This is a genomic window from Geomonas sp. (assembly GCF_056994735.1).
The window spans coordinates 1-1,905 of sequence record NZ_JBXKJL010000347.1 but is presented as its reverse complement, the minus strand read 5'-3'; the positions used below and the strand labels follow the sequence as shown (position 1 = coordinate 1,905).

At 32.3% G+C, this 1,905-nt stretch carries 3 protein-coding genes; all 3 read right to left on the bottom strand.

Annotation, left to right across the window (positions count from 1 at the left end; genetic code table 11):
• Nucleotides 1-969, bottom strand: a 969-nt coding sequence (locus AC11W3_RS15135; protein ID WP_484093272.1) for a hypothetical protein, incomplete at its 3' end; no start/stop codon positions are given.
• Between the two features lie 31 nt (nucleotides 970-1,000).
• Nucleotides 1,001-1,309, bottom strand: a complete 309-nt coding sequence (locus AC11W3_RS15130; RefSeq protein ID WP_484093271.1) for a hypothetical protein — start codon at nucleotides 1,307-1,309, stop codon at nucleotides 1,001-1,003.
• Nucleotides 1,310-1,318: 9 nt separating this feature from the next.
• Nucleotides 1,319-1,789: a hypothetical protein gene (locus AC11W3_RS15125; protein WP_484093270.1), complete on the bottom strand. Its 471-nt coding sequence runs from the start codon at nucleotides 1,787-1,789 to the stop codon at nucleotides 1,319-1,321.
• Between the last annotated feature and the right edge of the window lie 116 nt (nucleotides 1,790-1,905).

Genomic DNA, 1,905 nt, shown 5'->3' with positions numbered 1-1,905 from the left:
TTGAGCTTTAAACTCAAGAAGCATATCTCTGCAGCGTTCTTTTATTCTATTAAGCTGTTCTTCCGTTGGAAGAGTAGAACACCTGTTACTGTTATCGTTATGGTTTCTAAAAGCTTCATATAGAGTTTTAGTCTCTTCCCAAAGCTCTGCATTACCGCAGTTTATTATTCCTAGTTCACTAAGCTCTACTGCCTTTTGAAGCATTGCAGCATATAGTACGTTTTGTGCAGCTATCTGTGCAGGATATAACGAACCATCTGGAAAACGCAGTTCAACATGAAACTTGTCTATAATATTTTCAGTGCAACCTAAAGGATTTAGATTTAAAAACTTATATCTTTCATCAATCATTATTCTATTTTTAAAATCACTTACAGTTCTAGTAAGCGGTGTTGTTTTCATTAGTGTATCTGCTTTGCAGAATCTATCCATTCTAGTTATTCTCTGTTCTCCGTTTATTATAGTATTAACTGTGCTTGTAAGATATGCAAGTTCTGGAGTATGTCTTTTAATAAGCTGTACAAAGTTTTTAAATACAGTTTCCGGGAAAGGCTTTTCAAGGCAGTTATAATCGCTATCATAATCCATTAGCATATGATTATGTAATCCTGCTCTTTCATTCATTACAGGATTGTGTCTCATTATATTGCTTATTATTACATTATACTGATTATAAAGGTCTATAAAGCTTATTCTTCTTCCTATGGTGCATAGCTCTATTCCATTATCCAAACTTCCATCTGTCTTTACACTTACAACTCCATAATCTCCAAATCTTCCATAGCTGCTTGTTGGTTTAAATATATCTCTAAGTTCTCTTAGAGCAGTGCTTTGACTTGTATATCTATCTAAATTAGTTTCCAATTCCATACCTATTTTTAGGTTAGATGAAATCATTCTCTTCCAATAACGTACCTCTTCTGCGTTAATTCTAACGTCTGTCTTTTCATATGATAAAGTTCCTATCATTTAATACATCTCCTTTAGTCTAATATAGACATTATTGATACCATTCACAATTTGTACATTCAGTAATATATTCAGCGGGGTCAATATAAGTAGCAGAGTATAATAATCTACTTTCTGTTTTGCTAAAACAATCCGGGCATAAATCATTTTCTTTTACTATTTCATCTATTTTATCTTGTATCATTTTACCTAGCTCTTTTTCAAACTCTGTTTCTCCCTGCTTTAGATAATGTGCTGTGTCATTTACATATTCCATTGTCTCTTCAAAGCTATCATCATTTGCATATGCTCTTGAAAATAAATCATCAACAATAGAGAGTATTCTTAATTTACTATCCATACTTACCTCCTATTTATATGCTAATGTGTTATTTTGTACTGCTGCTTCGTACTTCTCTGGTGCAATCATGTAAAACAAGCTAACTGAAAACCCTCTTGCATCTTCTTCCATGCTGTTTTCAAGCTCTTTTAAATACTTCTTTACTGTCATTGTTCTACTTAAACGTGCGTCAAATTCCCAAAATTCCATGTTGTACTGCATTAAATGTCTAAACTCATGAAGAAATGTTACAAAAGAGTAATTCTTTAAAAGTATAGTGTTTGCTTGTGGTATAGCTGTTCCTAAAGTTTTTAAATCTGGTATAACTTTTATCGCAGGGTAATCCATCTTATAAAGATTACATATCTTAACAGAGAAATCTGTAATAGCAATAAATTTGTTATCATCATCTTCATTAGACCAAAGCTTGTTAGATAATTCTTTAGCTGCATCAATTATAACTTCTGGTATAAGTTTTTCATTAAACATGTCTTTGTACATCTTTCAACCTTCTTTCATTTAATTTATGAGATAAACAAAATCCATATCGGAACGGTGTCAAAGGAGGAACTGCGTAGCAGGCAAATCCTTGACACTAGGAGAGAAGATATGGATTA

What these genes read in the sequence shown, in the direction of transcription:
- AC11W3_RS15125 (WP_484093270.1), bottom strand. Translation starts at nt 1,789, where the DNA reads ATGTACAAAGACATGTTTAATGAAAAACTTATACCAGAAGTTATAATT.
- AC11W3_RS15130 (WP_484093271.1), bottom strand. Translation starts at nt 1,309, where the DNA reads ATGGATAGTAAATTAAGAATACTCTCTATTGTTGATGATTTATTTTCA.